Origin of the sequence: Pseudomonas sp. ATCC 43928 (assembly GCF_005938665.2) — a bacterium.
GTDB lineage: Bacteria > Pseudomonadota > Gammaproteobacteria > Pseudomonadales > Pseudomonadaceae > Aquipseudomonas.
In genome coordinates this window covers 2,110,658-2,133,715 of the sequence record NZ_CP041753.1, presented here as the reverse complement: position 1 = coordinate 2,133,715, position 23,058 = coordinate 2,110,658, and the positions used below count along the sequence as shown (strand labels likewise).

Genomic DNA, 23,058 nt, shown 5'->3' with positions numbered 1-23,058 from the left:
CTGTCGCCATGGCCTATGACTCGATTTTCAAACCCGACCTGTTCGCCGGCCAAACCATCATCGTCACCGGTGGCGGCAGCGGCATCGGTCGTTGCACCGCCCATGAGCTCGCGGCCCTCGGCGCGCAAGTGCTGCTGGTGGGACGCAATGCCGACAAATTGAAAAAGGTCAGCGCCGAAATCACCGAAGACGGCGGTAAAGCCAGTTGGCAGGTCTGCGATATCCGCAACGAAGACGCCGTCACGCAACTGGTCAGCGAGCTGATCCGCGAACACGGGCCGATTCATGGGTTGGTCAACAATGCTGGCGGGCAGTACCCGTCGCCGCTGGCGTCGATCAATCAGAAAGGTTTCGAAACCATCCTGCGCACCAACCTGGTGGGTGGTTTTCTGATGGCCCGGGAGGTTTTCAATCAGTCCATGAGCAAGCACGGCGGTGCCATCGTCAACATGCTCGCCGACATGTGGGGCGGCATGCCCGGCATGGGCCATTCAGGCGCCGCGCGCTCGGGCATGGACAACTTTACCAAGACCGCCGCGTTCGAATGGGGCTACGCCGGCGTGCGGGTCAACGCCGTCGCGCCGGGCTGGGTCGCGTCCAGCGGCATGGACACCTACGAAGGCGCGTTCCGGGCGGTAATTCCAACGCTGTGCGAACACGTGCCGCTCAAGCGCATCGGCACCGAATCGGAAATCAGCGCGGCGATTGTGTTCCTGCTCAGCCCGGCAGCGGCGTTTGTCAGCGGCAGCACGTTGCGCATCGATGGTGCCGCCAGCCTCGGCGGGCGGGCCTGGCCAATGCACAAGGCGCAGAACAGTCACTCGTACAACGGCTTTCACCGCGCCTATTTACCTGAAGTACTCAGGCCGGACGCCTCCAAACCAGACGAACCGAAGGACAAGGAATAACCATGCCGGTCATCCAGTCCCAGATAGACCCGTTCAGCGAACCGTTCGCCCGCAATCGTGCGGCCATGCTGGCCGGCATTGAGCAGGTCCGCCAGCTCGAACAGAACCTGTTGAATAAAGCCGCAGAAGCCAAACCGAGGTTCGACAAGCGCGGGCAATTGCTGCCCCGGGAGCGGCTGAACCTGCTGCTTGATCCCGGCGCGCCATTCCTCGAGCTGGCGAGCCTGGCCGGCTACAAGCTGCACGACGACAAGGACGGCAGCGCGGCCGGCGGCGGTTTGATCGCCGGGATCGGTTACGTATCCGGCGTGCGGGTGCTGGTGGTGGCGAACAACAGCGCGATCAAGGGCGGCACCATTTCCCCCAGCGGCCTGAAAAAGTCCCTGCGTCTGCAACAGATCGCCATGGAAAACAAATTGCCGGTGATCACCCTCGCCGAGAGCGGTGGCGCCAACCTCAATTATGCGGCGGAGATTTTCGTCGAAGGCGCGCGCAGCTTTGCCAATCAGGCGCGTATGTCGGCGATGGGCTTGCCACAGATCACCGTGGTCCACGGCTCGGCCACGGCGGGCGGTGCTTACCAGCCAGGGTTGTCGGATTACGTGGTGGTGGTGCGTGGCAAGGCCAAGCTGTTTCTCGCCGGCCCCCCGCTGCTCAAGGCAGCCACCGGTGAAGTCGCCACCGACGAAGAACTGGGCGGTGCCGAGATGCATGCGCAAACCGCCGGCACCGCCGAATACCTGGCCGAGAACGATGCCGATGGCGTGCGCCAGGTGCGCGAGATTGTCAGTCTGTTGCCGTGGAACGATCAGTTGCCGTGGTTACCGGAACGTCGGTGGGAAGAGCCGCTCTACCCCATCGACGAACTGCTGGGGCTGATCCCGGATGACCCGAAAAAACCTTACGACGTGCGTGAAATCATCGCGCGGGTTGCCGACGCTTCGAACTTCCTCGAATTCAAAAGCGAGTTCGATCAGCAGACGGTGTGCGGGCATTTGCAGATCCAGGGTCGAGCCTGCGGTTTCATCGGCAACAACGGCCCGATCACCCCCAAAGGCGCGAGCAAGGCCGCGCAGTTCATTCAACTCTGCGACCAGAGCCAGACGCCGCTGCTGTTTTTCCACAACACCACCGGCTTCATGGTCGGCACCGAGTCGGAACAGCAAGGCGTGATCAAGCACGGCGCGAAAATGATTCAAGCGGTGGCCAATGCCCGGGTGCCTAAACTGACAATCGTCGTCGGCGGTTCCTACGGTGCCGGCAATTACGCGATGTGCGGCCGCGGTCTCGACCCGCGCTTCATCTTCGCCTGGCCCAACAGCCGCACCGCGGTGATGGGCGGCGCCCAGGCCGGCAAAGTGTTGCGGATCGTCACCGAAGCCAAACAACTCAAGGACGGATTGGTGCCCGACCCGAAAATGCTCGACATGCTGGAACAAGTCACCGCGCAGAAACTCGACAGCCAGTCCACCGCGCTGTATGGCAGCGCCAACCTGTGGGATGACGGGCTGATCGATCCACGGGATACCCGCACGTTGCTTGGATACTTGCTGGACATCTGCCATGAGGCCGAGGTTCGGGCGCTGCAACCCAACAGCTTTGGTGTCGCCCGCTTCTAAGGGCGATCAGGAGAACAATAAAAATGATCTTCACCCAGGAACACGAAGCACTGCGCCGCACCGTCCGCCAATTCGTCGATCATGAAATCAATCCCCACGTCGAGGAATGGGAAAAGGCCGGGCGCTTTCCGATCCATGAGATCTTCCGCAAGGCCGGCGAGCTCGGTTTGCTGGGGATTTCCAAACCGGAAAAATTCGGCGGCATGGGCCTCGACTACAGCTATTCGATTGTGGCGGCCGAAGAGTTCGGCACCATTCATTGCGGCGGCATTCCGATGTCCATCGGCGTGCAGACCGACATGTGCACCCCGGCCCTGGCGCGTTTCGGCTCCGATGAACTGCGCGAAGAATTCCTGCGGCCGGCGATCACCGGCGAGCAGGTCGGCTGCATCGGTGTTTCCGAAGTCGGCGCCGGCTCCGACGTCGCCGGGCTGAAAACCACCGCCCGCAAGGACGGCGACGATTATGTGATCAATGGCAGCAAGATGTGGATCACCAACTCGCCGAGCGCCGATTTCATTTGCCTGCTGGCCAACACCTCGGACGACAAACCGCACATCAACAAGTCGCTGATCATGGTGCCGATGAACAGCCCCGGGATCAGCCTCAGCTCGCCCCTGGACAAGCTCGGTATGCGCAGCTCGGAAACCGCCCAGGTGTTTTTCGATAACGTGCGCGTGCCGCAACGCAACCGCATCGGCCACGAAGGCGCGGGGTTCATGATGCAGATGCTGCAATTCCAGGAAGAGCGGCTGTTCGGCGCGGCGAACATGATCAAAGGCCTGGAGTACTGCGTCGACAGCACCATCGAGTACTGCAAGGAGCGTAAAACCTTCGGCAACGCGCTGATCGACAACCAGGTCATCCACTTTCGCCTGGCCGAACTGCAAACCGAAATCGAATGCCTGCGGGCGCTGGTCTACCAGGCCACCGAGCAATACATCAAAGGCCAGGACGTCACCCGTCTGGCCTCCATGGCCAAACTCAAGGCCGGGCGACTGGGCCGGGAAGTCAGCGACAGTTGCCTGCAATACTGGGGCGGCATGGGCTTCATGTGGGACAACCCGGTGGCCAGAGCTTACCGCGATGTGCGGCTGGTATCGATTGGCGGCGGTGCCGACGAAATCATGCTGGGGATCATCTGCAAACTCATGGGCATCCTGCCGGGGAAAAACAAATGAGCACCCTCCCCACCTGTCAAACCCTGTTGCTCGGCCTGCATGACAGCGTGCTGCACATCACCCTCAATCGTCCCGAAAGCCGTAATGCCATGAGCTTGCAGATGGTCACCGAACTGCGTGCGGTGCTGGCGGCGGTTCGCGATGATCGGCAGATTCGTGCGCTAGTGATCGGCGGTGCCGGCGGGCATTTTTGTGCCGGTGCCGACATCAAGGACATGGCCAACGCCCGCGCTCAAGGCCAGCCCGCCTACCGCGATTTGAACCGTGCGTTCGGTGCGCTACTGCAAGAGGTGCAACACGCGCCGCAAGTGGTGATTACGGTGCTGCAAGGTGCGGTGCTTGGCGGTGGCTTCGGCCTGGCTTGTGTCAGCGACATCGCGATGGCCGATCATCAGGCGCAATTCGGCCTGCCGGAAACCAGCCTCGGCCTGTTGCCGGCGCAGATCGCGCCTTACGTGGTGCAACGCATCGGCCTGACCCAGGCCCGCCGACTGGCCCTGACCGCCGCACGCTTCGATGGTACCCAGGCGCGGCGCATGGGGCTGGTGCATTTTGTCGAACATGACCCACAAGCCTTGGCCGAACGCCTCGATGAGGTGCTGGCCCATGTGTTGTGTTGCGCACCGGGGGCGAACGCGGCGACCAAAAAGCTGTTGCTGGCGAGTGCCGGACAACCCTCGGATGATCTGCTGGATCAGGCAGCCGAGTGGTTCAGCGAAGCAGTGACCGGGGCTGAAGGGATCGAGGGGACGATGGCTTTTGTGCAGAAGCGCAAACCAGGGTGGTCCGTTTAAGAGCTTCGCGAGCAAGCCCTTACATTCACCGCAAAAACCAAGGGAATATCCCATGCCGGCCCTCAAGAAAATCCTGATCGCCAACCGCGGTGAAATCGCCTGCCGCGTCCAACGCACCGCGCAAGAGCTGGGCTACCGCACCGTCGCCGTATTCAGCGACGCCGACGCCGATGCGCTGCACGTGCAGATGGCCGACGAAGCCGTGAACATCGGCCCGGCCCCGGTGCAGCAGTCTTATCTGAACATCCCGGCCATCATCGACGCCGCCCGGCGCACCGGTGCCGATGCAATCCATCCCGGTTACGGCTTCCTCTCGGAAAACTCAGGCTTCGCCCTCGCCTGCCAACAAGCCGGCATCATCTTCATCGGTCCCAGCTCCGAAGCCATCGAGCTGATGGGCAGTAAACGGCTGTCGAAACTGGCCATGATCAAAGCCGGCGTGCCCTGCATCAAAGGCTATCAGGGCAGCGAACAGGACGACGCCACCCTGCGCCGCGAAGCCGAACGCATCGGCTATCCGCTGATGATCAAGGCCAGTGCCGGCGGTGGCGGTCGCGGCATGCGCCTGGTGCACAGCGCCGCCGAATTGCCGGAACAGCTCCGTAGCGCACGCTCCGAAGCGCTGCACGGGTTTGGCAGCGACGAATTGATCCTCGAACAAGCCTTGATCGATCCGCGTCACGTTGAAATTCAGGTGTTCGGCGACCAGCACGGCAACCTGATCCACCTCGGCGAGCGCGACTGTTCGATCCAGCGCCGCCACCAGAAAATCATCGAAGAAGCGCCCTGCCCGGCGATGACCACCGAGTTGCGCCAGGCCATGGGCGAGGCGGCGCTCAAGGCGGGTCGCACGGTGAATTACGTGGGGGCGGGTACCGTGGAATTCCTACTGGATGCTCACGGCCGGTTTTACTTCCTGGAGATGAACACCCGATTGCAAGTGGAACACCCGGTGACTGAACTGATCACCGGCCTCGATCTGGTGGCCTGGCAATTACACATCGCCGAAGGGCAACCGCTGCCGCTACGACAGGAACAGGTGCAGCTCAACGGGCATGCCATGGAAGTGCGCCTGTACGCCGAAGATCCGGCCCAGGGATTTCTGCCGCAAACCGGTCGAATCGTGGCCTGGGAGCCAGCGATCCAGGGCAGCGTACGGATCGACCATGGCCTGATCGAAGGCCAGTCTGTCAGCCCGTTCTATGACCCGCTGCTGGGCAAGCTCATCGCCCACGGTGCCACCCGTGAAGAAGCCCGACGCAAGTTGCTCCGGGCGATACAGGACAATGTGCTGCTGGGCGTGCAGAGCAATCAGCGCTTGCTCGCCAATCTGCTGGAACACCCCCAGTTCATCAGTGGCGAGTTCAGCACCGGGTTCATCCCCACGAACTTCGCCGACCATCCCTGCCTGCACCCTCATGCGCCGAGCGCCGACGAGCTGGCCATCGCCGCGGTGCTTTTTTATCAAGTATCAGCGCAGGCTCACCCCACCCCGCTGGCCGGTTGGCGCAACAATGCCAGCGTGCCTCTGCACTATCGGATCGGCTTGGGGGATCAGGAATGGCCGGTCGAACTGCACGCTGAACCTGGCGAACCCTACCGTGTTCAGATCGGCGCCCGGACCCTCGAACTGAAGGTCATCCAGTGCGACGAACGCTGGGCCACCCTGCAAATCGACGGCATCCGCCAACGCCATGCCTACCACCTCGAAGCCGGGCAACTCTGGTTGTTCGCGCGCCCCGGCAGCCTGCAGCTGGTCGATCGGACCCGGGCGCTGGTCAGCGGCCAGGCCAGAGTCAGCTCCGGCACGCTCAAGGCGCCGATGGACGGGGCGATCGTCGACGTATTGGTCAGTGAGGGGAGCCCGGTCAGCAAAGGACAGCTGCTGGTGGTGCTTGAAGCGATGAAAATGGAGCATCCACTCAAATCGGGTATCGACGGCGTGCTCAAGCGCTTGCAGGTCAGGGTCGGCGACCAGGTAAAAAATCGTCAGATTCTGTTGGAGGTCGAATAAGCCGCTAGGCGGATCCGCCGGGTTTGGCTACGCTCAAGCCCTATCAGGATGCGGATACCAGGAAACCTGCAATGCCTCACTGGCTGGTCATTGATCTGGAAGCCACCACCGATGAGGGCGGCTGGCCAGTAACAGAAATGGAAATCATCGAAATCGGCGCCACCCTCGTGGACCGAAAAGGCCGGGAACTGGATCACTTCCAGTGCTTCGTGCGCCCGTTGCGTCGGCCCCTGTTGACCCCGTTTTGCCGCGAATTGACCCACATCACCCAGGCCAATGTCGATGCTGCCCAGCCCCTGAGCGACGTTTGGGTTTCGTTCGAACACTGGCTCGACCAACATCTCTCGAATCTGGAAGGCTGGGCCAGTTGGGGTGACTACGACCGCAAACAGCTGCTTCAGGAATGGCAGCGGCTGCAACTCGACAGCGCCCTGAACCGGGTGCCGCACATGAATCTCAAGCAACGTTTCGCCAAGGCCTGTCGACTGGAGCGCCCGCTGGGGCTTAATGGCGCCCTGCAACTGGCGGGCCTGCAGTTCAACGGTCAGCAGCATCGGGCGCTGGAGGATGCGCGCAATACCGCGCGCCTGTTACCGCTGATTTTCCCCGCCAATCCTTGAGTGCAGGAGGTGACGCCTATCGACACCTTGTGCATACTGGCCGGCCCTTTTTAGCCCTTTTCGAGGAATCGCCCATGTTTAAAGTCAACGAGTACTTCGACGGCACCGTCAAGTCGATCGCCTTTGGCACCGCTGAAGGTCCGGCGACCATCGGCGTCATGGCACCGGGCGAATACGAATTCGGCACCAGCCAGCGTGAAATCATGCACGTGGTGTCCGGCGCCCTGACCGTCAAACTGCCTGACAGCAGCGACTGGCAAACCTTCGCCGCCGGCAGCCAGTTCAACGTGCCCGCCAACAGCAAGTTCCAGCTGAAAGTGGCCGTCGACACCGCTTACCTGTGCGAATACCGCGGCTAACCCCCTAGGGTTTCACAGCGAAAAAAAATGCCCGTGTTCTTGGACACGGGCATTTTTTTTATCAGGGCTGCTATTCGAGGATCGTCACCGGCATGCCGACTTCGAGCCGACCGTTACCGTCATTGACCAGGTTCTGCCCGAACATCGCGCCGTCCTCTTGAGCCCGATATTGCTGCAAGGTCGCCAGAGGCTCGCGGTCGTCGCTACGTTCGCCGGTCTGCGGGTCGATGGTGGTCAGAATGCAACGTGAGCAGGACTTGACCACGCGGAACTCGACATCGCCAATGCGGATGCGCTTCCAGCCATCTTCGGCGAACGCCTCGCTGCCCTCGATCACCAGATTGGGCCGAAAGCGCAGCATCTCCAGCGGTCGCCCGACCCGTTGCGACAAGTCTTCCAGCGACGCCTGGCCAATCAGCAACAACGGAAAACCGTCGGCAAAAGCCACCTGATCGTCGTCCTTGCCGTAGCCGGCCTGGGTGGTCCGCGCACGATCGAGCGGCACATGCACCAGACGCGTCGGCTTGCCGATGAACTCACTGACCCAGGCAGCCGCAGCAATGCCGGCATCGGGCACGCGCAAGGTGTCGCGCCAGATGGTCACGCCACGCAGCTCTGCATCGCTGGCGGGCAAGGCGATATCGATCGGTGAATGGCCTTGGGCACTGAGGGTCAAGCCACCGCTTGCGTTCCACAACGCCGACAGCTGACTCATTTTCGCCTCCGCGCGCTGGGTCAGAAAACGCCCGCTGGCCTCGTCGACCAGCATCCAGCGCCGGTCGCCGTCCAGCCCCAGTTTGTCCAGGCTGACCTGATTCAAGGTCTCGCCCTTGCCGGATTTCAACGGAAAACGATAAAGCGCGCTCAGATGCATGGCCACAGCTCCCTGGTGGGCAAAAACGCCACCCTATACGAGCTTGATCGCTGAATCAAAGACCCTGTGGCGAGGGGGCTTGCCCCCGTTGGGCTGCGCAGCAGCCCCAAACCCTGCCACCGCGTTTTTCCAGATCGTTATCAGGCCGGCACTTCGTCGAGCATCAGGCGCTGACGCACCACGTCGACGAGTTTGTCGGGCTGGAATTTGGAGAGGAAGTTGTCGCAGCCGACCTTCTTGACCATCGAGTCATTGAAGCTACCCGACAGCGAGGTGTGCAGGACCACATAAAGGCCGCGCAAACGGGGGTCGTTGCGGATCTCGGTGGTCAGGCGATAGCCGTCCATCTCCGGCATTTCCGCATCGGTGAAGATCATCAACAGCTTGTCAGTCATGTTCACACCGGTATCAGCCCAAGCCTTGAGCATGTTCAGCGCCTTCAAGCCATCACTGGCGATATGCATTTTCACGCCCAACTGACCCAAGGTGTCGCGCAATTGCGACAGAGCCACGTTCGAGTCATCCACCAGCAGCACTTCACGGCCACGGGCGCGCTCCAGAACCGGATCGTCGAGTTTGTCGCGAGAGACCTTGGCGTTGTACGGCACGATTTCGGCCAGGACTTTTTCGACGTCGATGATTTCCACCAGTTGATCGTCGACCTTGCTGATGGCGGTCAGGTAATGCTGGCGACCGGCGCTGGTCGGCGGCGGCAGAATGGCTTCCCAGTTCATATTGACGATGCGGTCCACGCCACCGACCAGAAATGCCTGCACCGAGCGGTTGTACTCGGTGACGATAATCGTACTGGTGGGGCTTGGCACCAGCGGACGCATGCCGATGGCCTGGGACAGGTCGATCACCGGCAGCGTCTGGCCACGCAGGTTGACCACGCCACAAACAAAGGGGTGACGCTGCGGCATCAGGGTCAGCTTCGGCAGCTGCAGCACTTCCTGGACCTTGAAGACGTTGATCGCGAACAATTGCCGTCCGGCCAGCCGGAACATGAGAATTTCCAGGCGATTCTCACCCACCAGTTGCGTGCGTTGGTCTACCGTGTCGAGAATGCCGGCCATTAATGACTCCTGGGCTTGTTCTGATGAATTCACTAAAGAGAGTTATCGGCAGTTTTTGCCGAATCTTGACCCCCGGACAAAATGCCATGCCCAAGCATTGATGTCACATTAACATCATGCTTTACTGACCCCGTGAATTCATCTGCTTCATCCCTTGCGGCGCGACCTCGGTTTGCACGTTAGGTTCCCCTGTGTAAGGGATTCCCCTAGGCACAATCAGGCCCAACCTGATATTCGCAATATCCAATAGCCATTAATGTGACGCCATTCTCATTGCATGAACGGAGTCAGGCTTTTGTGTGCGATCGCAGGTCAGTGGCCATCCACCCTCTCGAGTTCCCCAGTCGGTGCCCAAGCCTGCCAGAGCGCGATCTCACCAAGGCATGGCAGCGCCGGGACACGTAAGGTTCTCGTCGACACACACGACATTCCCTCATCTGACATGACGTTGTGGAGATAAGCATGGCGAACAACCCTAAAGAGTGGGCCCAGCGGATTCCGGAGTTTCTCGTCGAGGCTGAAACACTCCTGGCCAAGTTCGAGGAGTGCCTGAGTCATTTGCAGTTGATCAGCAATGACAAGGACGCCATCGATTGCATGCTCAGTACCCTTCTCAAGCTGGCAAGCAAGGCCGATGCCTTGGCACTGGCAACGGTTTCGGAATTCTCGCTGCACATTCATGGATTGCTGAGCCACGCCCAGAATCACATGGACCTGCATGATCAGGCCCTGGATGCGCTCAAGGATTGCTTCACGTTAATGGCCTGGCAACTCGAACTCATCGACCAGACCACCGGTCAACTCGGCCTCGATGACAGTGAACAGACGTCCCTGATCGAAGCGTTTGCATTTCAAGTGGGACAAAGTCAGTTTCAGCCGCCCAGCCACTCCAAGCAGTTCAGGCTCGTTTCGTTCTCTGAACGGCAGGCTTAAATTCACCAACCCCGTGTTGCGCATTTTTTATTGTAATGATGCCGCCCTGTAACTTGAGTGTGCGCATACCGCAATTGAATATTTCATACCCGTCGATGGCAGCTCGAAACAAATAGATACCCCCGCCCCGACTTCAGATAGTGCCTGCCAATAGAAATTAAACGCCTGGCACACTCGATATCTTTCGAAGATAAAAATCAAAAAGTTTTTCCATTGTGGAACTATCGTCCAAAAACGTTATTTCCTGAAGGTGCCTACCTATGTGCCGAACGCGACCAACGGTATCTTAAGTGGTATTATGCCGCCCATTCGTTGACGTCAATTAATGACAGAGTGCCCCTTGGCGCGAACAAGCTCATAACATTGAAGGCTTTATTTCGAGCATTGCACTGCCATCATTAAAGGCGACTCATACAACCTATTTTCAAACAGAGACCCGTCAGCCCTTATGACCGGTCTGCCCGCAGCGAACATCCATTGGCTCCATCCGCTATGTACGCCAGCCTCAAGTCAATCGCCCTGTGGCCACCCTCCCGAAAAAGCGCTCGCCGGTTCACGCTTTTCGTGTGCACCTGCTCGACGCTTGGCAGCCTGTTGGTCTACAGCTTGTCGATGCCTCTGCCGGTGAGTCTGCTGGTGCTCAATACTGCGGCGCTGACCTGCGTCTGGGTGGGGCATCGCCTCTCGCTCAAATCGATAAAGTTTCAGCCTCAAGAATTGGCCGACCGTCTGCTGGAAGTTCAGGAAAATGAACGTCACCGGCTCAGTCGGGAACTGCATGATGATATTGGCCAATTGCTGACCGCCGCAAAACTTCAGAGTGAATGGCTCAAACGTCGATTGCCTGAAGAACTGCAGGGTCAATGTTCGGTCCTCTGCGATACGCTGGACGAAACCCTGACCAAAGTTCGTGATGTATCAGCCATCCTGAACCCACGACAGTTGACCAGTCTCGGGCTGGAAGCCAGTCTGCGTGCGCATTTACTCAGAACCCTGGCCAATACGTCCGTGAACTGGAGCCTGGAATGCCATCAACGTTTGACTGGCATACCGGAAGAAATGGCGGTGGCGGCCTTTCGCATCACTCAAGAAGCGGTTACCAATATGCTGCGCCATGCTGAAGCCAGGAATCTGTTGGTCCGCCTGCAACGTCTGCCCCAAGGCCTGACGTTGTTAATCAGTGACGATGGCCTGGGGTTCGAGCCAGCGGCAGACCCTGCTCGCGAGGGGCAACGCGGAATGGCCGGAATGTCGGAACGGATCGATCAGTTGGGCGGCACGCTGACCGTGACCAGCGAGCCGGGCAAAGGCACTCAAATCGAAGCACTCTTCCCTTGGGCGCCCCGTGCGCTGGAACGGGCCAGTACGAATAAGGTTATGCGTTGACTTGTAACTTACTTCTGGTGGACGACCACTCGCTTATCAGGGCTGGCGTGCGCGCTCTGGTGCTGGATATTCCCGGCTATGCGGTCATTGGGGAGGCCAGTGACGGCTCGCAGTTACTCGAGATGGTCGAGCAACTGTCCCCGGACATCATCCTGCTGGATATCTCCATGAGGAAAACCGGTGGCCTTGAAGCCTTGCAGCGACTCAAACGAGTACGTCCGCAATGCAAAGTGCTCATCCTGTCGATGCACACCGACCCGGCGCTCATCATGCAAGCTCTCGAATCCGGGGCTCATGGCTACCTGCTCAAAGACACCACGGCCACCGAGCTCGAACATGCCCTGGATGCCTTGCGCAATAACGAACGCTACCTGAGCCCGGCCATTGCCCACACCGTCATCAACCAGGCGCTGACCCGAACCCAGAAAAATCAGGCACCAACCCAGGACTCGCACAACCTGACGGCACGCCAGCTGGAAATCCTGCGATTGATTGTTCGCGGAAAATCCACCCGGGAAATTGCCAATGGCTTGGGCCTGAGCATCAAGACTGTCGAAACCCACCGCTCGCAGATCATGAAACGCTTGCAGATCTACGATGTGGCCGGCCTGGTGTTGTTCGCCGTGCGCGAGCAAATCATCAGTCTGGACGATTAGCCGGATTCGAGCCGCTCAGCAGCGGCGAGCCCTCGGGCAAATGCACCCGCAATGCCGCCGGCCGTGCCGAAAACCGCAGGCTATCGCCCTCCAGAGGCTCACCATCAAGGTTGATATAAAGGCCCTCCGATACTTTGATCTCGACCCATGGCAAGCGGGCTCGCACAAACATGTTGTCGATTCCGAAGCCATCGGTCAGCAGGTCTTTCAAGGTACCGACCACTTCCTGGGGCGCGGGCAAAATGCTGATATCCAGCAGACCATCGTCAGCCAGCGCCTGCGGGCACAACATATGACCACCGCCAGCCTGTCGGCCATTGCCGATGCCTAATGCCAACAACTCACCGGCCCAGTGAAAATCCGGCCCCTGCAACTCGCCATAGGCCGCATGCAACTCACTGAAGCGCGATAAACCGGTGAAGAGATAAGCCGCGCCGCCAAGAATTTTTTTCAGTTCCTCGGAAGTATTGGCCGTGACCTGACTGCCAAAGCCGCCCGTGGCCATGTTCAGAAAAACCTGCCCACCCACCTCCCCCAGATCAATGGCATGCGGGGCGGCCTCCAAAAGCTCCAGCGCTTGAGCGGGCTCCAGGGGCACACCCGCGGCGCGTGCAAAATCGTTGGCGGTGCCCAAGGGCAAAAGCACCAGGCTGGCCTGAGTCGAATGCGCCGCCATGGCTTCGGCGATATCACGCAAGGTGCCATCGCCGCCGCCGGCAATCAGCTGCGTATAGCCCGCCGTCAACGCTTCCCCCACCAGCCGCTGCGCATCACCAGCCTCCCAGGTCAGTCGAACAGCCAGTTCCCAGCCTTGTTGGCGCTTGCCTTCGACAGCTGAACGGACCTGCTCATTGAGTGCCTGCTTGCCATGCAGAATCAACAGCGCCTTGCGCTCGTTCATTTTGATCACCCCCCTTTCCGAATCCGTATGGGAGATGTTGACCTCGCAGCCCCTCATAAAAGTCGCAAGGATTTCAATTATTTCCTGGGGAAGGACACTTGAGTCCTACAGAGCGGTATTTTTTCTTACAAAACCTGAGGAATCGGCTCAATTGACCCATCAGGGCAATTGGTACACCGTTGTGTCAGCGGTTATCAGTCATCACCAGTAAATTACACAGGGATGTGCAAACAATGAATGGAACCCCTTTAAGGTCCTCAAAAATCGTAAGTAATAACCGTATCGGCCACCTGAATGGTTTTAACGCAAGGAGCCAATTATTCCATGCAAAGCCATGACCTCAGACTACCGGTAACTCCGGTTGCGCCGTTCTCAGACAATCACGTCAATCAGCAGGCTGAATTCAAAAGCAGCGCAAAGCCCACCGGAGAAGTTGATATGGAACCTCGCGTCACTGAACTGGAGACACATCTCAAGTACATCCGCAGAGACCTGGATGAAGTCCGTGGCGACGTCAAATCCATCAAGCACAGGCTTGCCTATTCAGCTGGCGGAACAGCTGTGGTCCTGGGGCTTTTGAGCTGGATCTCCAATAGTCGCTTCGACCAGGTCGTGACACTTCTGGCAAATTAAGGAACGGTCATGCACGCAAGCCCCAACGCTTTCGACCGGGCTTGCGTGGCAGAACCAGGACCTGCATCAGCCCAGGACTTCACTCAACGGGATGAAGCTCACACTATCACCCTCGATCAGCGTACGGTCCTCCAGCACTTCAACCAGACCGTCCGCCCAGGCGGCACTGCGAAGTACGCCAGAGCTCTGATTCCTGTAGATGATTGCCCGGCCATTCTCCAGACGTCCGCGCAAGTACTCACGTCGGTTACCAGCCTTTGGCCAGACAAACCCTGCCGGTACCTGAAACTTCAGGGGTTCGATCTCTTTTACGCCTTGGCGGCGCAAGAGGTAGGGCCTCGCCAACAAAGCAAAAGTCACCAGGGTTGACGCCGGATTGCCGGGCAAACCAATGACAGGCACACCGCGAAAATGCCCGAACGTCAGCGGCTTGCCTGGCTTGATGGCAAGCTTCCACAGGGTCAACTCGCCCTCTTCCCGCAAGGCAATGCCCAGAAAGTCGGCTTCTCCCACCGATACGCCACCGGTGGAGAGAATCAGGTCGACATCCTTCAACTCGCCGAGACGGGCACGAGTGGTCGCTAAATCATCGGGAAGAATGCCAGCATCGATCACCTCACAGCCCAAGCGCTGCAACCAGCTGCAAAGCAACACTCGATTGCTGTTGTAGATCTGTCCCGGTCCAAGGGACTGGCCCGGCTCAATCAGCTCATCCCCGGTAGACAAAACCGCAACACGAACCTTGCGAACCACATCCAATTCAGCGCATCCCAACGATGCCGCCAGCCCCTGTTCGATGGGCCCCAGGCGTGTACCGGCGGGCAAGATCAACTCACCGGCGGTGGTTTCCTGGCCTTGTGGACGGATGTTCTGCCCCGGCGTCATGGTCTCGGTGAAACGTACCCGCTCATCCGCCTGAACCTCGGCGTTCTCCTGCATCTCGACACAGTCAGCACCCGCGGGCACAGGCGCGCCGGTGAAGATCCGCGCACAGGTCCCCGGCTTCAAGGGCTCCGGAGCCTGACCTGCAAAAATCTTCTGGCTGACCGGCAACGGTTCTCCCGTCCAGTCGGCGACGCGCAAGGCATACCCGTCCATGGCACTGTTGGGCCAGGGCGGCAGATCAAGTGTCGAGACCAGATCAGCAGCCAGTACACGCCCCAGAACCTGCGCCAACGGCAAGCGTTGGTGCTCATGAATTCTCGAGGCGTCGGCCATTTCCAGTAACCGCGCGAGCGCCACCTCGACGGCCATCAGGCTGCCAGTCTTGCCTGGCTTACCCGCGGGATTCACAGGGTGCCGCCTGTTTCAGATGAGTCACGAAATTGCACGGACGGTGCCGGGAATCCAGTTGTTCGGCGAGAATGCCGTCCCAACCGGTGCGCACCGCATTGGTCGAACCCGGCAAGCAGCAAACCAGCGTGCCATTGGCCAGACCGGCCAAGGCCCGGGACTGAACCGTGGAAGTACCGATATCCGCCACCGATATCTGCCGGAACAGTTCACCAAAACCATCGACCTGCTTATCCAGCAGGCAACTCACCGCTTCAGGCGTGCTGTCACGACCGGTAAACCCGGTACCGCCAGTGATCAGCACCACTTGCACGACTTCATCGGCAATCCAGTTGGCCACTTGCGCACGAATTTTGTAGAGATCATCTTTGAGCAATACACGGGCCGCCAGGTTATGACCGGCAGCGCTCAAGCGGTCGACGAAGACCTGGCCTGAGGTGTCGGTTTCCAGGGTACGGGTATCGCTGACAGTCAGCACCGCGATGTTGAGCGGTGCGAAAGGTACATCAGCCTTGGCTTTCATAGGCTCGTCCAGTTGTAGGAGAAACAGCCCGGTGTTATATCACAGCGCCTCATTTTTTCGCCGCCCCCATGGAGAAGTGCAATGACCTCGGATACACCTTTGGCGCCGTGCTCCATTTTGCTCCTGGCGGGTGGGCGTGGCCAACGCATGGGCGGTCAGGACAAGGGTTTGCTGGAATGGCACGGCGAGCCACTGATCGCGCATCTGCACCGCAAGACCCGTCTGCTGAGTGATGATCTGATCATCTCCTGCAACAGAAACCTGGAGAAATATGCGCCTTATGCGGATCAGCTGGTCCATGACGATGAAGGCGACTTTCCGGGACCATTGGCGGGTATTCGCGCAGGCCTGAAGGCCGCCCGCCACACGCACCTGCTGGTATTGCCCTGCGATGTGCCATGCATCGATGCGGCGCTGCTCCAGAACATGCGTGAAACTGCCGCGCAGCATCCGGACAAACCGCTGATGCTACGCCATGGAGAACACTGGGAACCTTTGCTGTGCATGATTCCCGTCGCTCTTTCAGGGGCTTTCGAGACGGCCTGGAACGAAGGCGAGCGCAGCCCGGGCAGACTGATGCGCACATTGGGCGCCATGGCCCTGCAGTGCCCCGAGAACGACTCTCGCCTGGCCAACCTCAACACGCCGGAACTGTTAAGCACGCATCACACTGTGTCAGACTGATAATTGAAGGAACTTGCGCGTGTTGCATACGTCTCAAGCTCAGCAATCAAAAGATTTTCCATTCGGAGACACACCCATGACCCAACGGACCCTCGCCACTTTCATGCTCGCCCTGGGCCTTGCGACCCTCGCCGGTTGTGCATCGCCTTCAGTGATCACCTTGAATGACGGTCGAGAAATCCAGGCCGTCGACGCGCCTAAGTACGATAAAGAATCGGGCTTTTACGAGTTCGAACAGCTGGATGGCAAGCACACCCGCATCAACAAGGATCAGATTCGTACCGTTAAAGAGTTGTAATCTTTGCGGCGACCATCGGATACAGAAAAGCCCGCTTTTAAAGCGGGCTTTTTCGTGACAGAAGAAAAACAGGATCGCCTATGATCACCACTCCAGAGTGATTGTGCTTTCGAACTCTCTTTCCTGCCCCGTAACCGGATCGACAAATCGCAACCCCTGGGCCAGCAGCTTCAAGGGATTGGCATAGTCGTCTTCAACATCCTTGAGCACCTGCGGATAGAACGGGTCATTGCAGATACCAGCCCCCAGGGCCGCCATGTGCACTCGCAACTGATGTTTCTTGCCTGTTACCGGGTAAAGCGCATAGCGCCAGAACTCACCGTTTTTTTCCCGGACCTCGACAGCCGTCTCGGTATTGCTGACGCCCGGACCTTCCTGCATGCGAAAGAACGGTTCGCCATCGATGAGTCGACTTTTATGAACCATCGGGAAGGTCAGTTCAGGCAATGCCCGGGCGATTGCTTCGTAGCGTTTTTCGATCTGGCGTGTAGGAAACAATGACTGATACGCCGACCGACTCTGAGGATTGGCTGAGAACAGCACCAGCCCTGCCGTATGCCGGTCAATACGATGCAAAGGCACCAGATGCGGGTTATCCAGTCGCCGGATCAGTCGTCGCAGCAATGTCTGCTCCACATACTCCCCAGCCGGCGTCACCGGCAGGAAGTGCGGTTTGTCCGCCACCACCAGATGCTCGTCGGCATAGAGGATCGACTCCACCACCGGGATCGGTTTTTCGTCCGGTACTTCACGAAAATAATGAATCCGCAGACCTTCCTTGTAAGGCAGATCCAGGGCGATCGGCATGCCTTGTCCATCGAGGACACGACCGCGAGCAATTCTGTCCAGCCATTGCTCACGACCGATGGCGCTGAAGTGTTCGCACAGGCAATCGAATACGGTCTGCCACGGACCAGGCGGCAGATAGAGCGTGCTGGCCTGGTTGTGCGCAGCAGAAAACGATGAAGTGGACATACGAAAAACTCTAACCCTCAATGCAGGGCAGCATTATCCAACAGTGGCCGGAACGAACCTAGAAGAGAATCCTCAGGCCGGTATTGACTGCGTTCGAGCGGCCGCTTCGGTGAACTCCTTGAGCCAGCGCAGCACATCGACCGCTTCCCAGCGACCCGGATCATAGAGCGCATACAACAACCCCTGATAGCCCACGACATCGAGCTGCCGGTGATAACCCGCACGCTGGAACAAGGCTTCGATTTCGGCGAAACAGGTATTGAAATGCAGTTTGTTGAAAGGCGTTTTTCCTTCCGTGACCAGACCATCCAGACGCAACTCGAGAACCGCCTCGCGCACCACGTCCGCCGACATCCGGTTCACGCTGTTCTTCAATTGTTCGACATTGACCACATTTCATCCCTCTGACGTCCGGGATCATCTGCCCAAACCCGAACAGGGAGAAGCATGGCAGGCAATCCGAATAACTGTATAGACATACAGTAACCGAATAACCAACCTTTCGCCAACGAATGAAACGAGGATCGCGACAGGTGGGGCATCGCCAGCAGTGTCAGGACTCGCGCAGGAACGCCACCACCTGCTCGGCACTAAACGGCCAGCCCAGTTCAGCGCCGGTATCGACCCGACGCAACACCGGAATACGCAGGCTGTAGGCTTCGAACCAGGTTTCATCATCAGCGATATCCACCAGCTCCACCAACAGACCACGCTCGACAAACTCCATCAGCATGGCTTCGGCGACTTCACAAAGATGGCAACCAACGGTGCCGAACAGCTGACATTCAGGAGGCATGACGACAAGACCAAACGAAGTAAGCGCTCATTCTAGGCCCGCCATCAAACGCAGTCGAGCCGACGTCCGAGCAACGGTGACTTCAAGAGATTTCAGCAAAACTCTGACGCAAATCATTTGCGTCGCCGGTCATTTGCGCAATGCTCGCGTCTTTTTTGCCTCTACGCTTGAGTAGCCAGAACCCTCACCGGAGTTTTTTGTGTTTGCCAACTTGTTGATCATCCTCGCCTCCTCCCTGGTGGTGATTGCACTGTTCCAGCGCCTGCGTTTGCCACCGGTGCTGGGCTACTTGTGCGTAGGGCTGATGATCGGGCCGACAGCGTTCAACTGGGTGAATGAAAACGAAGATTTGCCCGATCTGGCCGAATTGGGCGTGGTGTTCCTGCTGTTCTCCCTGGGGCTTGAGTTTTCCCTGTCGAAGATGCTCGCACTGCGCCAGGTGGTGTTTGGCCTGGGCAGCCTGCAAGTGCTGGGGTCCGGGATCTTGCTGGGAGCTTTGCTGATGCTGTTCGGCATGCCGATCACACCAGCCCTGTTACTCGGCGCCGGTCTGGCGCTGTCGTCTACCGCCATTGTCAGCAAGGAGTTGAGCAGCCTCGGCGAAATATTCAGCCGTCACGGCCAGAATGCCATCGCCGTGCTGTTGTTCCAGGACGTGGTTGCGGTGTTGCTGCTGACGCTTGTGCCGGTGTTCGCCGGCAGCAGTGACCACGCCTGGTATTGGGCGCTGCCGCTGACGCTGGCCAAGACCCTGGTGCTGTTCGTCGGTTTGCTGCTGGTCAGTCGCTGGTTTCTGCCACGGCTGTTCCATGAAGTCGCCGCGGCCCGGTCCGCGGAGCTGTTCGTGCTGTTGGCACTGGTGATTGTTCTGCTGACGGCCTGGCTGACTCACCTGCTCGGCCTCTCTCCTGCCCTGGGCGCCTTTCTCGCCGGCATGCTGCTGGGGGAAAGCCATTACCGACATCAGATCGAGGCCGATATCCGTCCGTTCCGCGATATTCTGCTCGGAGTATTCTTCGTCAGTATCGGCATGCTGATCGACTTGCGCCTGTTTGCCAGCCACGGCCTGCTGATTCTCGGTCTGACGTTGGGGTTGCTGCTGATCAAGGGCACCCTGGTCGCACTGCTGGTCAAATGGCGCGGCAGCGATGGCGAAACTGCATGGCGCAGCGGCCTGGCATTGGCCCAGGGGGGTGAGTTCTGTTTTGCCCTGATGGCGCAGATGCAACAGAACAAACTGATGCCCGCCGACCTCGGCGGCCTGCTGCTGGCGGCCACGTTCTGCTCGATGCTGGTAACGCCTTTACTTCTGCGCGCCGCTCCCCGCATCGCCATGCGTCTGCACCGCAAACCCAACAAAGCAGCCGAACTCGAAGAAATCAGCGCGCTCAATGCCGGCCTGCACAATCACGTGGTGATCTGTGGCTATGGCCGCGTCGGTCAATCCATCGGGCGTTTCCTGCGTCATGTTCAGCAACCGTACATCGCGTTGGACACCGATCCGGTGCGGGTCCAGGAAGCTGTGGTCAATGAAAGCAGTGTGCACTATGGCGACTCACGTCGCGGCGAGCTGCTGATCGCGATAGGGCTGGAGCGCGCAAGACTGTTGGTGGTTGCCGTGGACAAGACGGACATCGCCCTGCTGATTCTCAAGGAAGCACGGCGGTTCAACCCGACCGTGCCGATCCTGGTGCGCACCCGGGATGACAGTCAGTTGGCCGAGTTGAAGGCGGCTGGAGCCAGCGAAGTCGTACCCGAGTTGCTGGAGTCCAGCCTGATGCTCGCCTCCCACGCGCTGATCATGCTGGGCATACCCGGCCAGCAGGTGCAGGACCGGGTCGACCAGGTACGGCATGACCGCTATCGCCTGCTGCACGATTTTTATCCCGGCGCCAACGATGAAGAACGCTGATTCAATCCTGGCTCACGGCGCCGATCTTGTGCACCGACAAATCCGCGCCGTAATACTCTTCTTCCTGGCTCAGGCGCAAGCCATGGACCGCCTTGATCGCGCCATACACGGCAAAACCACCGGCCAGCGCCACGACTACCCCCAAAGAGGTGCCGATCAACTGGCTGATCAGGCTCACGCCCCCCAATCCACCCAAAGCGGTTTGCCCGAAAACGCCGCAAGCGATCCCGCCCCAGACACCACACAGCCCATGCAAAGGCCAGACACCCAGCACATCGTCGATACGCCATTTGCCTTGAGCCGCGGTAAAGCACCAGACAAACAGTGCTCCGGCGATGGCGCCGGTCACCAATGCGCCCACCGGGTGCATCAGATCCGAACCGGCGCAGATCGCCACCAATCCGGCCAACGGGCCGTTATGCAGGAAGCCCGGGTCATTGCGCCCGACGATCAACGCCGCCACCGTGCCGCCGACCATGGCCATCAACGAATTCACTGCCACCAGCCCGCTGACCCCTTGCAGAGTCTGGGCGCTCATCACGTTGAAACCGAACCAGCCGACGATCAGGATCCACGACCCCAACGCCAGGAAGGGAATGCTCGACGGCGCGAATGCCACCAGTCGCCCGTCGCGATAACGACCTTGCCTCGGCCCCAGCAGCAACACCGCCGCGAGTGCCAGCCAGCCGCCCATGGCGTGAACCACCACGGAGCCGGCGAAGTCATGGAAACTGGCGCCGAAACGTGCCAGCAACCAGGCTTGCAGGCCGAAGTTGCCGTTCCAGACCACGCCCTCGAAGAAGGGGTAGATAAACGCCACGATCAGCGCCGTCGCGCACAACTGCGGGACGAACCGGGCGCGCTCGGCGATGCCTCCGGAAATGATCGCCGGTATCGCCGCGGCAAAGGTCAGCAGAAAGAAAAACTTCACCAACCCATAGCCATGGTCGGCGGTGATCACCGCCGCCGGTTGCATAAAACTGACCCCATAGGAAATCCAATAGCCTATAAAGAAGTAGGCCAGGGTCGAAATGGCGAAGTCACTGAGGATCTTCGACAAGGCGTTGACCTGATTCTTTTGGCGAACCGTGCCGACCTCAAGAAAGGCGAAACCGGCGTGCATGGCCAGAACCATGACCGCACCGATAAGGATGAACAATGTGTTGGAGCTATGGACCAGACTGTCCACAGCACTTTGCAGATTTTCCATGGATTGGCAGACCTGAAGGCTGAAAAAAGCACCAAAGCAGTTCGCGCAGATGGTCGACGCACCAAGTTGCAGCCAATCCAGACCGCAACGCTGATCCGGATGAACCGCTTTGGCGCACAAGACCGCCGCCTCTGCGCGAGTTTTGATTGTTTGAGTTAGGGTTTTCCTGAAATCATGCCCGGCAACAGCGCAATAGCGCCGGCTGACGCACCACGACGTAGCAAAAGATGTACCAGTCATTTGTACTGAACCTTCGCGCAAGGCTCATACTCGAACGCTTCAGAAGCCACTTACGGAGATCACCAATGGCACGCATCAAGGCAAAGACTGCTCAAGAAATTCTGATGGAAGATTTTCAGACACTGGTCAGCGATACCGAACGGTTGCTGGAACACACCGCCTCCCTGGCCGGTGATCAGGCCGATGAGCTGCGCGAACAGATCCGCGACAGCCTGCTGCGTGCCCGGGAAACCCTGAGGCTGACCGAAGACGCCCTGCAAGAGCGCGGCAAAGCGGCTGTCGCCGCCACGGAAGATTACGTCCAGGCCAACCCATGGCAATCGGTCGGGATTGCAGCCGGCGTGGGTTTCCTGATTGGTCTGCTGGCTACTCGGCGCTGATATGGCAATCGATGAATCCGGCTCATCCGCGACGGGCACCCGCTCTTCATCGCGGCGCCTGGGTGCCGCGTTTCTTGGATTGCTGCATAGCCATGTCGAACTGTTCGGCATCGAACTGCAGGAGCAAAAAGCACGTACCGTAAGCCTGTTGCTGTTTGCAGGCCTGACGCTGGTCTTTGCCTTGTTGTTGCTGGTGGGGTTGTCGACGCTGGTGTTGATCCTGTTCTGGGACACCTATCGCCTGGCGGCGATCATCGGGCTCTGTGTGTTCTACACCCTCGCTACGTTGTTCTGCGCGATGCGCTTGAGGGCGGCGATTTTCGATGAATCCTCACCCTTCCATGGCACCCTCGAGGAGCTGGCCAATGATCGGGAGCGTCTGTTGCCATGAGCATGCCTGAACTTCCCCGCAATAGTTCGCGAACGGAAATGCGCAAGGCACTGATCCGTCTGCGCATGGAAATGCATCGCCAGGAAATTCGCCACGAGTCCCAACAACTGCTGCAGCCCCTGCAACGGGTGCGCGGCATGACACAAAGCCTGCAAGACGGCTTCGGCATCAAACACGCCCCGCTCTGGGGCATCGCCGCCGTGATCGGGTTGGGTTTTCTGACCGGCAAGGGTGCCAAGGGCGGCGGTATCGGCAGCCTGACCAAGCTGGTTAGCCTGGGCGCCGCACTAGGGCCGCTGATCAAGCTGGTCATGCAGAGCGCTTCGCGCAAACACTAATCAGTCTTGTCTGGCTGCATTCTTGCAATACCACCAGGATCAACCTCTTTATCGAGAGGTTGAT

26 protein-coding genes are annotated in these 23,058 nt (G+C 59.1%); 17 read left to right on the top strand and 9 right to left on the bottom strand.

Translation table 11 applies throughout. The features are described 5' to 3' along the window. Nucleotides 1–8 precede the first annotated feature (8 nt). The 7 genes from FFH90_RS09710 to FFH90_RS09680 all read left to right on the top strand — a co-directional run bounded on the left by FFH90_RS09710 (nt 9) and on the right by FFH90_RS09680 (nt 7,495). Complete coding sequence (locus tag FFH90_RS09710) at nt 9–908, top strand: SDR family oxidoreductase (RefSeq protein WP_138867052.1); 900 nt, start codon at nt 9–11, stop codon at nt 906–908. A gap of 2 nt (nt 909–910) precedes the next feature. Beyond that, a complete protein-coding gene (gene atuC, locus FFH90_RS09705; protein WP_018929988.1) occupies nt 911–2,527 on the top strand; it encodes a geranyl-CoA carboxylase subunit beta in 1,617 nt (538 codons plus the stop codon). A 23-nt stretch (nt 2,528–2,550) separates the two neighbouring features. After that, nucleotides 2,551–3,708, top strand: a complete 1,158-nt coding sequence (atuD, locus tag FFH90_RS09700) for a citronellyl-CoA dehydrogenase (protein ID WP_138867051.1) — start codon at nt 2,551–2,553, stop codon at nt 3,706–3,708. Beyond that, a complete protein-coding gene (locus FFH90_RS09695; RefSeq protein WP_019650579.1) occupies nt 3,705–4,502 on the top strand; it encodes an enoyl-CoA hydratase/isomerase family protein in 798 nt (265 codons plus the stop codon). Before atuD ends, FFH90_RS09695 begins: the two co-directional genes overlap by 4 nt. Nucleotides 4,503–4,554: 52 nt before the next feature. Beyond that, on the top strand, nt 4,555–6,516 hold the full coding sequence (locus FFH90_RS09690) for an acetyl/propionyl/methylcrotonyl-CoA carboxylase subunit alpha (RefSeq protein WP_138867050.1): 1,962 nt from the start codon (nt 4,555–4,557) through the stop codon (nt 6,514–6,516). A gap of 71 nt (nt 6,517–6,587) precedes the next feature. Then, nucleotides 6,588–7,136: an exonuclease domain-containing protein gene (locus FFH90_RS09685; RefSeq protein ID WP_086944671.1), complete on the top strand. Its 549-nt coding sequence runs from the start codon at nt 6,588–6,590 to the stop codon at nt 7,134–7,136. Between the two features lie 74 nt (nt 7,137–7,210). Next, a complete protein-coding gene (locus tag FFH90_RS09680; RefSeq protein WP_018929993.1) occupies nt 7,211–7,495 on the top strand; it encodes a pyrimidine/purine nucleoside phosphorylase in 285 nt (94 codons plus the stop codon). Between the two features lie 70 nt (nt 7,496–7,565). On the opposite strand, the gene FFH90_RS09675 is transcribed toward FFH90_RS09680, so the two are convergent. Further along, nucleotides 7,566–8,369: an MOSC domain-containing protein gene (locus tag FFH90_RS09675; protein WP_019582506.1), complete on the bottom strand. Its 804-nt coding sequence runs from the start codon at nt 8,367–8,369 to the stop codon at nt 7,566–7,568. Between the two features lie 140 nt (nt 8,370–8,509). Next, entirely contained in the window at nt 8,510–9,445 is a 936-nt protein-coding gene (locus tag FFH90_RS09670) for a chemotaxis protein CheV (protein WP_018929995.1), read from the bottom strand. A gap of 462 nt (nt 9,446–9,907) precedes the next feature. On the opposite strand from FFH90_RS09670, the gene FFH90_RS09665 reads away from it, so the two are divergent. The 3 genes from FFH90_RS09665 (at nt 9,908) to FFH90_RS09655 (ending at nt 12,420) form a co-directional block, all read left to right on the top strand. Further along, a complete protein-coding gene (locus FFH90_RS09665) occupies nt 9,908–10,378 on the top strand; it encodes a hypothetical protein (RefSeq protein ID WP_018929996.1) in 471 nt (156 codons plus the stop codon). A 492-nt stretch (nt 10,379–10,870) separates the two neighbouring features. Beyond that, on the top strand, nt 10,871–11,764 hold the full coding sequence (locus tag FFH90_RS09660; protein WP_018929997.1) for a sensor histidine kinase: 894 nt from the start codon (nt 10,871–10,873) through the stop codon (nt 11,762–11,764). Next, nucleotides 11,761–12,420: a response regulator transcription factor gene (locus tag FFH90_RS09655; protein ID WP_019582509.1), complete on the top strand. Its 660-nt coding sequence runs from the start codon at nt 11,761–11,763 to the stop codon at nt 12,418–12,420. Before FFH90_RS09660 ends, FFH90_RS09655 begins: the two co-directional genes overlap by 4 nt. Here the strand turns inward: FFH90_RS09655 and yegS are convergent. Next, nucleotides 12,404–13,321: a lipid kinase YegS gene (yegS, locus tag FFH90_RS09650; RefSeq protein ID WP_026286710.1), complete on the bottom strand. Its 918-nt coding sequence runs from the start codon at nt 13,319–13,321 to the stop codon at nt 12,404–12,406. The genes FFH90_RS09655 and yegS overlap by 17 nt on opposite strands. A 324-nt stretch (nt 13,322–13,645) precedes the next feature. On the opposite strand from yegS, the gene FFH90_RS09645 reads away from it, so the two are divergent. Continuing rightward, nucleotides 13,646–13,954 carry a hypothetical protein gene (locus FFH90_RS09645; RefSeq protein ID WP_086944670.1) on the top strand — a complete coding sequence of 103 codons (309 nt, stop codon included), beginning with the start codon at nt 13,646–13,648 and terminating at the stop codon, nt 13,952–13,954. Between the two features lie 66 nt (nt 13,955–14,020). On the opposite strand, the gene glp is transcribed toward FFH90_RS09645, so the two are convergent. Continuing rightward, nucleotides 14,021–15,247, bottom strand: a complete 1,227-nt coding sequence (gene glp / locus FFH90_RS09640; protein WP_138867049.1) for a gephyrin-like molybdotransferase Glp — start codon at nt 15,245–15,247, stop codon at nt 14,021–14,023. Further along, nucleotides 15,231–15,770: a molybdenum cofactor biosynthesis protein B gene (moaB, locus tag FFH90_RS09635; RefSeq protein WP_007940044.1), complete on the bottom strand. Its 540-nt coding sequence runs from the start codon at nt 15,768–15,770 to the stop codon at nt 15,231–15,233. Before moaB ends, glp begins: the two co-directional genes overlap by 17 nt. An 81-nt stretch (nt 15,771–15,851) precedes the next feature. On the opposite strand from moaB, the gene mobA reads away from it, so the two are divergent. Both mobA and FFH90_RS09625 read left to right on the top strand, forming a co-directional pair. Next, the gene (gene mobA / locus FFH90_RS09630) at nt 15,852–16,454 is read left to right on the top strand and encodes a molybdenum cofactor guanylyltransferase MobA (RefSeq protein WP_111455009.1); all 603 of its coding nucleotides are present in this window, start codon (nt 15,852–15,854) and stop codon (nt 16,452–16,454) included. 76 nt (nt 16,455–16,530) lie between these two features. Further along, on the top strand, nt 16,531–16,752 hold the full coding sequence (locus FFH90_RS09625; protein ID WP_064616755.1) for a YgdI/YgdR family lipoprotein: 222 nt from the start codon (nt 16,531–16,533) through the stop codon (nt 16,750–16,752). Nucleotides 16,753–16,836: 84 nt separating this feature from the next. Here FFH90_RS09625 and FFH90_RS09620 read toward each other — a convergent pair whose 3' ends face one another. The 3 genes from FFH90_RS09620 to FFH90_RS09610 all read right to left on the bottom strand — a co-directional run bounded on the left by FFH90_RS09620 (nt 16,837) and on the right by FFH90_RS09610 (nt 18,523). Further along, nucleotides 16,837–17,727: a pseudouridine synthase gene (locus FFH90_RS09620; RefSeq protein ID WP_111455011.1), complete on the bottom strand. Its 891-nt coding sequence runs from the start codon at nt 17,725–17,727 to the stop codon at nt 16,837–16,839. A gap of 72 nt (nt 17,728–17,799) precedes the next feature. Then, entirely contained in the window at nt 17,800–18,120 is a 321-nt protein-coding gene (locus tag FFH90_RS09615) for a hypothetical protein (protein WP_007895054.1), read from the bottom strand. Between the two features lie 160 nt (nt 18,121–18,280). Continuing rightward, nucleotides 18,281–18,523, bottom strand: coding sequence for a glutaredoxin family protein (locus FFH90_RS09610; protein WP_019582515.1), 243 nt, complete (start codon nt 18,521–18,523; stop codon nt 18,281–18,283). 199 nt (nt 18,524–18,722) lie between these two features. On the opposite strand from FFH90_RS09610, the gene FFH90_RS09605 reads away from it, so the two are divergent. Then, a complete protein-coding gene (locus FFH90_RS09605) occupies nt 18,723–20,435 on the top strand; it encodes a monovalent cation:proton antiporter-2 (CPA2) family protein (protein WP_111455013.1) in 1,713 nt (570 codons plus the stop codon). 1 nt (nt 20,436) lies between these two features. Here the strand turns inward: FFH90_RS09605 and FFH90_RS09600 are convergent, their stop codons facing one another. Beyond that, nucleotides 20,437–21,645, bottom strand: a complete 1,209-nt coding sequence (locus FFH90_RS09600; protein WP_138867048.1) for an ammonium transporter — start codon at nt 21,643–21,645, stop codon at nt 20,437–20,439. Between the two features lie 305 nt (nt 21,646–21,950). Here FFH90_RS09600 and FFH90_RS09595 point away from each other — a divergent pair, with 305 nt between their 5' ends. From FFH90_RS09595 to FFH90_RS09585, 3 genes are read left to right on the top strand one after another with little or no spacing between them, the layout of a single operon-like run. Further along, nucleotides 21,951–22,265 (top strand): YqjD family protein, encoded by a 315-nt coding sequence (locus tag FFH90_RS09595; RefSeq protein ID WP_018930006.1) that lies wholly within the window; start codon nt 21,951–21,953, stop codon nt 22,263–22,265. 1 nt (nt 22,266) lies between these two features. Further along, nucleotides 22,267–22,656 carry a phage holin family protein gene (locus tag FFH90_RS09590; RefSeq protein ID WP_018930007.1) on the top strand — a complete coding sequence of 130 codons (390 nt, stop codon included), beginning with the start codon at nt 22,267–22,269 and terminating at the stop codon, nt 22,654–22,656. Continuing rightward, nucleotides 22,653–22,994 carry a hypothetical protein gene (locus FFH90_RS09585; protein WP_019020946.1) on the top strand — a complete coding sequence of 114 codons (342 nt, stop codon included), beginning with the start codon at nt 22,653–22,655 and terminating at the stop codon, nt 22,992–22,994. Before FFH90_RS09590 ends, FFH90_RS09585 begins: the two co-directional genes overlap by 4 nt. Nucleotides 22,995–23,058 lie beyond the last annotated feature (64 nt).

Coding starts and splice junctions, on each gene's coding strand:
- FFH90_RS09710 (WP_138867052.1), top strand. CDS start 9: ATGGCCTATGACTCGATTTTCAAACCCGACCTGTTCGCCGGCCAAACC.
- atuC (WP_018929988.1), top strand. CDS start 911: ATGCCGGTCATCCAGTCCCAGATAGACCCGTTCAGCGAACCGTTCGCC.
- atuD (WP_138867051.1), top strand. CDS start 2,551: ATGATCTTCACCCAGGAACACGAAGCACTGCGCCGCACCGTCCGCCAA.
- FFH90_RS09695 (WP_019650579.1), top strand. CDS start 3,705: ATGAGCACCCTCCCCACCTGTCAAACCCTGTTGCTCGGCCTGCATGAC.
- FFH90_RS09690 (WP_138867050.1), top strand. CDS start 4,555: ATGCCGGCCCTCAAGAAAATCCTGATCGCCAACCGCGGTGAAATCGCC.
- FFH90_RS09685 (WP_086944671.1), top strand. CDS start 6,588: ATGCCTCACTGGCTGGTCATTGATCTGGAAGCCACCACCGATGAGGGC.
- FFH90_RS09680 (WP_018929993.1), top strand. CDS start 7,211: ATGTTTAAAGTCAACGAGTACTTCGACGGCACCGTCAAGTCGATCGCC.
- FFH90_RS09675 (WP_019582506.1), bottom strand. CDS start 8,369: ATGCATCTGAGCGCGCTTTATCGTTTTCCGTTGAAATCCGGCAAGGGC.
- FFH90_RS09670 (WP_018929995.1), bottom strand. CDS start 9,445: ATGGCCGGCATTCTCGACACGGTAGACCAACGCACGCAACTGGTGGGT.
- FFH90_RS09665 (WP_018929996.1), top strand. CDS start 9,908: ATGGCGAACAACCCTAAAGAGTGGGCCCAGCGGATTCCGGAGTTTCTC.
- FFH90_RS09660 (WP_018929997.1), top strand. CDS start 10,871: ATGTACGCCAGCCTCAAGTCAATCGCCCTGTGGCCACCCTCCCGAAAA.
- yegS (WP_026286710.1), bottom strand. CDS start 13,321: ATGAACGAGCGCAAGGCGCTGTTGATTCTGCATGGCAAGCAGGCACTC.
- FFH90_RS09645 (WP_086944670.1), top strand. CDS start 13,646: ATGCAAAGCCATGACCTCAGACTACCGGTAACTCCGGTTGCGCCGTTC.
- moaB (WP_007940044.1), bottom strand. CDS start 15,770: ATGAAAGCCAAGGCTGATGTACCTTTCGCACCGCTCAACATCGCGGTG.
- mobA (WP_111455009.1), top strand. CDS start 15,852: ATGACCTCGGATACACCTTTGGCGCCGTGCTCCATTTTGCTCCTGGCG.
- FFH90_RS09625 (WP_064616755.1), top strand. CDS start 16,531: ATGACCCAACGGACCCTCGCCACTTTCATGCTCGCCCTGGGCCTTGCG.
- FFH90_RS09620 (WP_111455011.1), bottom strand. CDS start 17,727: ATGTCCACTTCATCGTTTTCTGCTGCGCACAACCAGGCCAGCACGCTC.
- FFH90_RS09610 (WP_019582515.1), bottom strand. CDS start 18,523: ATGCCTCCTGAATGTCAGCTGTTCGGCACCGTTGGTTGCCATCTTTGT.
- FFH90_RS09600 (WP_138867048.1), bottom strand. CDS start 21,645: ATGGAAAATCTGCAAAGTGCTGTGGACAGTCTGGTCCATAGCTCCAAC.
- FFH90_RS09595 (WP_018930006.1), top strand. CDS start 21,951: ATGGCACGCATCAAGGCAAAGACTGCTCAAGAAATTCTGATGGAAGAT.
- FFH90_RS09590 (WP_018930007.1), top strand. CDS start 22,267: ATGGCAATCGATGAATCCGGCTCATCCGCGACGGGCACCCGCTCTTCA.
- FFH90_RS09585 (WP_019020946.1), top strand. CDS start 22,653: ATGAGCATGCCTGAACTTCCCCGCAATAGTTCGCGAACGGAAATGCGC.